We start from the raw sequence: 5,296 nt of genomic DNA, 5'->3' as shown, positions 1-5,296 counted from the left end.
ATTCAGTTACGGGCTGACAGCCCGGCTTTTTTTGGGCCTCAAAAGGCCTTGAAAGTCATTGTTGTCAGCGACCGTTCGATACCGTCGATGGTCAACACGTTTTCGTTCACCCACTTGCCTATGTCGACACCTTCAGGCGGATAGATCTGAGCCAGCAAATCCCATTCGCCGCTGGTGGAAAAGAGCTGCGAGACAATTTCCCGATCGTACAGCGCGTCGGCAACCTTGTACGCCGTGCCGGGCTTGCACCGCAATTGAACAAAAATCACATTCATCGATCTCTCCTTGGATGTCACGAAGTTCCTTGAGCGAGCCTAATGTTTATGCGCTACAATGCAATCCGGTTTTCACTTTATGCGCAGGACATTGCGAAATGACGGACTGGGATGATGCCTTCGACAATGTCGGACATGTTGCCAATGCGCAGGGCTATTTCGACTTATGGCAAACCCGCGCGACTGAGTTCAGGCGCGACGCGCAAGCTGAACTGGATGTGCCCTATGGGGCAGAGGACCGGCAGAAACTGGATCTCTTCTGGCACGATGGCGATCCCAAAGGTCTGGTGGTCTTCGTCCACGGCGGATACTGGACCAAACTGGACCGGACTTTCTTTTCTGATTTAGCAGCCGGCCCTCTCGCTCACGGTTTAGCCGTTGCAGTTCCGTCGTACACTCTGGCGCCTGCGGCTCGCATTAGAGAGATAACGCTGGAGATCGCGCAGGCTATCGCCTTTGCGGCGACGCGCGTGGCGGGCCAGATCCGTTTGGTCGGTCATTCTGCCGGCGGACATTTGGTAACCCGTGTGATCAGTGACAAGACATTGTTGGCGAAACCAATCCAAGACCGCATTGCCAAATCCGTATCGATCAGCGGGCTACATGACCTCAGGAACCTTTGCAAAACCAAACTGAACGAGCAGCTGCAACTTACGACTGAAGAAGCGGAAATGGAAAGCCCATGCCTCGCCACGCCCTTTCACACCGCCAACGTAACGTGCTGGGTCGGAGGCGACGAGCGGCCGGAATTCATTCGGCAGACTCATCTGCTGCAATCGCTTTGGCAGAAGAGTTGTCGGATCGATGCATTCGTCGAGCCGGGGAGACACCACTTCAATGTACTCGATGGCCTTAAGAACCCCAGAGCACCTCTGACGCAATCCCTATTAGGATGATGTGAGAGCAATGCGAACCGGTCTCCGGTATCAAGATCGGCTGCATTTGGATGCAGGTCAATGAGGGTCTTGCGAACCTGACGTCGCGGGTCTTGGCCTCCGTAGAGACCTATTCTGGCCAAGCCCCGACAGAACGAGAGGTTGCGCGATATTATGCGTGCCTTCCGCTTTTACGCTCTAGGCCGCTGTTGTCTGCGCGAGGATCGAATGGCAGGCAGGGCCAACGAGCGGCTTCGTCCGCAGAATGTTCGCGATGCGCGTGCCGAGCGATCGCTGATCTGGGTGATGCTCGGCACCATTGAGCGGCACTCAGAACACCTTCCGGCCGGACCTGACGCTCTTACAGCACATGGTCTTTGCCTGTCAGCCGCAAATCGGGCAGGCTTGTTCTGGCACCCCTTTATTACGGTGCCGAGGGGGCGGTGGACTATTATGGTACAGGATTCTGCCTAGATTGCATTCTTGCTTGAACCCACGACGATCCGGCTTCGCGATCTGGGTGTCGAGCACTCTGTGCCGCTTTGAGCGGTTGTTTTTGGGACGAGCATCTCGAGATGATCGACTGCTTTGCCGCGCGCTGGAATGTAAATGGCACGGCCCCGGATGTAATCGCAACAGCCGTGAACATATGTGCAGAAGCAGGTATTGCACCCGGCCACGCAGCCGCTTTTGAATCAAAAGGCTAAACTGCTTTCGCTACTATCAGGTTTGCACTGCGGTTTGTGAACTTCATACCCATTAAGCCGAATAGTTTTATTTTCTTTGATCTTCTTGCGCCTGGGCACGATTTCAAAATAGTTCTACTGTCTTTACAGAAACCGTGTCGCATACTTCTTAGGTCTCCCTTTCCGCAGCTTTCCTTGTAGTGATATTAAATCCCGTATAGTTTGCAGCACGTGCGAGACCAAAGCGCACAGATTTGATCTGACTGATGAAGGTCCGATGATTACCAGCCACGCGGTCCATTTGCAGCATTTACGGACGTTGAAAATGACGCCGCAATTGCGGCAGGCGATCGGGATGCTGCAATTCAACAATCGGCAGCTTGCGGCTTTTTTGGCGATTCAGGCGGCCTCAAATCCATATTTGGCAATTACGACCGTCGGAGACCCGCCGACTTCGCCCAACGGTGTCAGTGCCGAAAATGGCGGGGACAAACCGAACCAGCGCCATGAAGTGCCCAGCGGCCCTGCCGGTCAGAATTCCGCAGCCTCCAACTGGCGGGAAACGGAAGAGGGCGTGGCTTCGCCCGCTGACGGGCTCTACGCGCATGTCCGGCACCAGATCGATCTCTCGATCCGCGATCCGCGTCAGAAAGGGATCGCCTATTTCCTGATGGAAGCACTCGAGCCGAGTGGCTGGCTCGGGCGGCCGTTGGAAAAAATCGCCGGTGAAGCAAGATGTACTATCGAAGAGGCGGAGTGCGTTCTTGATATCTTGCAGGGCTTTGAGCCTACAGGCCTTTTTGCGCGGTCGCTTGCCGAGTGCCTGCGACTGCAGGCGGCAGAGGCGGAAATATTGACCGATCTTCTGGCGCTGGTGCTCGATAATCTGGAATTGGCCGGACGGGGAGAGATAGACCGTCTTGCGATGCTCGGCAAAACGACGCCCGAGGCAATCATGGAGCAGTTGAAAGCGATACGACGGTTGAACCCGAAGCCGGGCGCGGCGTTTGACGGCGCTCCGACGGCGATTGTTCCACCAGATCTTGTTGCCCGCGAGGTAGATGGCGACTGGCAGGTCGAACTGAACCGGTCGAACCTGCCGGCAATAACGATCGAGAAAGATATCAGGCCCGATGCTTCGGAAATGCCGCATGGCGTCGACAAAGCGCTTCTGCTTTCAGAGGCTCAATGGCTGGAAAAGGCCGTCGCCCGCCGAAATGTCACGACACTGACCATCGCCGCCGAAATCGTGCGGCGCCAAACAGGGTTCCTTTCGAGTGGCCCGGCGCATCTGGTTCCCCTGTCCCTGGCCGATGTCGCAAGCACTGTTGGTGTTCACGAAAGCACGGTCAGCCGGGTGACGGCGGGTCTGATGATGGAAACGCCGCGCGGAACACTGCTAGTGCGCGACTTTTTTAGCGTCGGCTTGTCGAACGAACAGGGTGGAGACAGTGTTTCCGCGAGTGCCGTGCGTGATGAGATCCGGCGCGTGATCGGTCAAGAAGGCGCCGACCATCCCGTTTCGGACGCGGCGCTGGCCGCACACTTGAAGAGCAAGGGCGTAGCCGTTGCACGCCGCACGGTTGCCAAGTATCGCGAGATGCTTCAGATACCGGGATCGGCGGCACGGAAGCGCCGCGCCCGGCTTTCGAAGAGCCGGGGCGCCGGTTGACGCACAGCCGGACCCACCGCTCGGATCGCGCGTGTAATGTCTTTGTGTGTTGCGTGTGTTTCGCGCAAATTGGAAAATGTTTCCCGCGCCCTTAATTTTCCGAGGCTGCAATTGCCTGATTAAAATAAGAATTTTGGCCGTGCAGCATAAATGAATATTTTGGCACGGTACTTGCATGTAGTGTTGCAACCGTTGCGGAAACGGGATGTCGCGGTGTCTAACCTGCGAAAAACTATAGGGAGAAGTGAAAAATGAAGACATTACAGAAAGTTCTGTTGGCGTCTGCGATGGCGCTCAGCGTGGGATCGCCCGCCGTACAGGCCGCCGAACTGGTTGTCGGCTTTACGAGGGATGCAGACACGCTCGATCCTGCAAATCACCGCAATCGGGAAACGGAAACAATCATCCGCAATATGTATGACGGTATTCTGACCCGCGACAGCAACATGAAGGTCGTGCCACAGATTGCGGAATCCTACAAACAGATTTCGCCAACGGTTTACGACTTCAAGATTCGTTCGGGCATTAAGTTTCACGACGGATCCGACCTTACGGCTGAAGACGTCAAATTCACTTTGGACCGCATGAATGAAGAGGGCGGAATGGGTGACGGTGTGACCAGCCCGCGCAAGAGCCTTCTTGGCCCTATCGCTTCAGTTGAAGTGATCAATGGCGACACTGTCCGCATCAACCAGAGCGAACCTTGGCCAATCCTGCCGGCCATGCTGCCATTCCAGGAAGTTGTCTCCAAAGCTTTCGTCGAAAAAGTCGGCACGGCCGGCCTGGCGACGCAGGAAAACGGCACCGGCCCGTTCAAACTGGTCGAATGGCGCAAGGGTGACGCGGTCATCATGGAACGGTTCGACGACTATTACGGCGGCGCTACGGCCATTCCCCCGGTGGGCAAAGCTTGTGTCGACCGCGTAATCTTCAAGGTCATTCCGGAAAGCGCGTCGCGCGTTGCCGCACTGCTGGCAGGCGACGTTGATATCATCAACGAATTGCCGACCTTTTCGATCAAGCAGGTCAAAGACAATCCGAATACCGACGTCATGACCGTGAACGGAACCCGTAGCTTCTTTATCGCGATGAACACGCAGGGCGAGATTTTTGACGACCTGAAAGTGCGTCAGGCGGCGAACTATGCCATCGACAAGAACCTGATCATCGACAAGATCCTCGACGGCAATGCAGCCCCGATCAACGGCATTCTTTCCCCGGACGCTTTCGGCGCCAGCGATCTGCCGTCCTATGACTACGATCCGGAAAAGGCCAAGGCCCTTTTGGCTGAAGCGGGTTACCCCGACGGTATCGACATAACCATGGATGTCGAAGGTGCCTTCAAGGATACCGCCGAAGCAGTGGCGTCGCTGCTGGCCAAGGTCGGTATCCGCACCAATGTCGCGGTGGGCGAGGGCGCTCAGCTTTCTGCCAAATGGCGTACGAAGGGTGAGCCCAAAACCGGCGATATGTACTTCAGCAGCTGGGGTAATGGTTCGCTCGATCCGTTCGACATTTTCACACCGACGCATCGCACCAATGACCGGGGCAACTCGGCCGGGTATTCCAATGAAAAAGTGGATGCTCTTTTGGATGCGGCTGCCGTTGAACTCGACAGCGAAAAACGTGCCGGGATGTACCACGAGGCAGAATCGATGATCAACGCGGACCTGCCTTACGTCTATCTTTGGGTTCCGAAAGACATTTACGGTGTCTCGAAGCGCCTGTCCGGCTGGAAACCCAGTGCCGACAGCCGCATTAACCTGCACGACGCCTGCGTCGAGTAAT

The 5,296-nt window shown here is 56.0% G+C and carries 5 protein-coding genes; 4 read left to right on the top strand and 1 reads right to left on the bottom strand.

Going from position 1 to position 5,296, the window contains the following annotated elements:
* Positions 1-38 precede the first annotated feature (38 nt).
* The gene (locus AC221Y_RS19785) at positions 39-275 is read right to left on the bottom strand and encodes an Lrp/AsnC ligand binding domain-containing protein (protein WP_486708140.1); all 237 of its coding nucleotides are present in this window, start codon (positions 273-275) and stop codon (positions 39-41) included.
* A 98-nt stretch (positions 276-373) separates the two neighbouring features.
* Here AC221Y_RS19785 and AC221Y_RS19780 point away from each other — a divergent pair, with 98 nt between their 5' ends.
* The 4 genes from AC221Y_RS19780 (at position 374) to AC221Y_RS19765 (ending at position 5,295) form a co-directional block, all read left to right on the top strand.
* Entirely contained in the window at positions 374-1,171 is a 798-nt protein-coding gene (locus AC221Y_RS19780; RefSeq protein WP_486708139.1) for an alpha/beta hydrolase, read from the top strand.
* A 207-nt stretch (positions 1,172-1,378) separates the two neighbouring features.
* The gene (locus AC221Y_RS19775; RefSeq protein ID WP_486708138.1) at positions 1,379-1,624 is read left to right on the top strand and encodes a hypothetical protein; all 246 of its coding nucleotides are present in this window, start codon (positions 1,379-1,381) and stop codon (positions 1,622-1,624) included.
* 537 nt (positions 1,625-2,161) lie between these two features.
* Positions 2,162-3,508, top strand: a complete 1,347-nt coding sequence (gene rpoN, locus AC221Y_RS19770; RefSeq protein WP_486708137.1) for an RNA polymerase factor sigma-54 — start codon at positions 2,162-2,164, stop codon at positions 3,506-3,508.
* A 251-nt stretch (positions 3,509-3,759) separates the two neighbouring features.
* Complete coding sequence (locus AC221Y_RS19765; RefSeq protein ID WP_486708136.1) at positions 3,760-5,295, top strand: ABC transporter substrate-binding protein; 1,536 nt, start codon at positions 3,760-3,762, stop codon at positions 5,293-5,295.
* Position 5,296 lies beyond the last annotated feature (1 nt).

The organism is Boseongicola sp. (genome assembly GCF_057460485.1).
The sequence above is the reverse complement of the archived record's forward strand: the minus strand, read 5'-3'. Positions and strand labels throughout refer to the sequence as shown.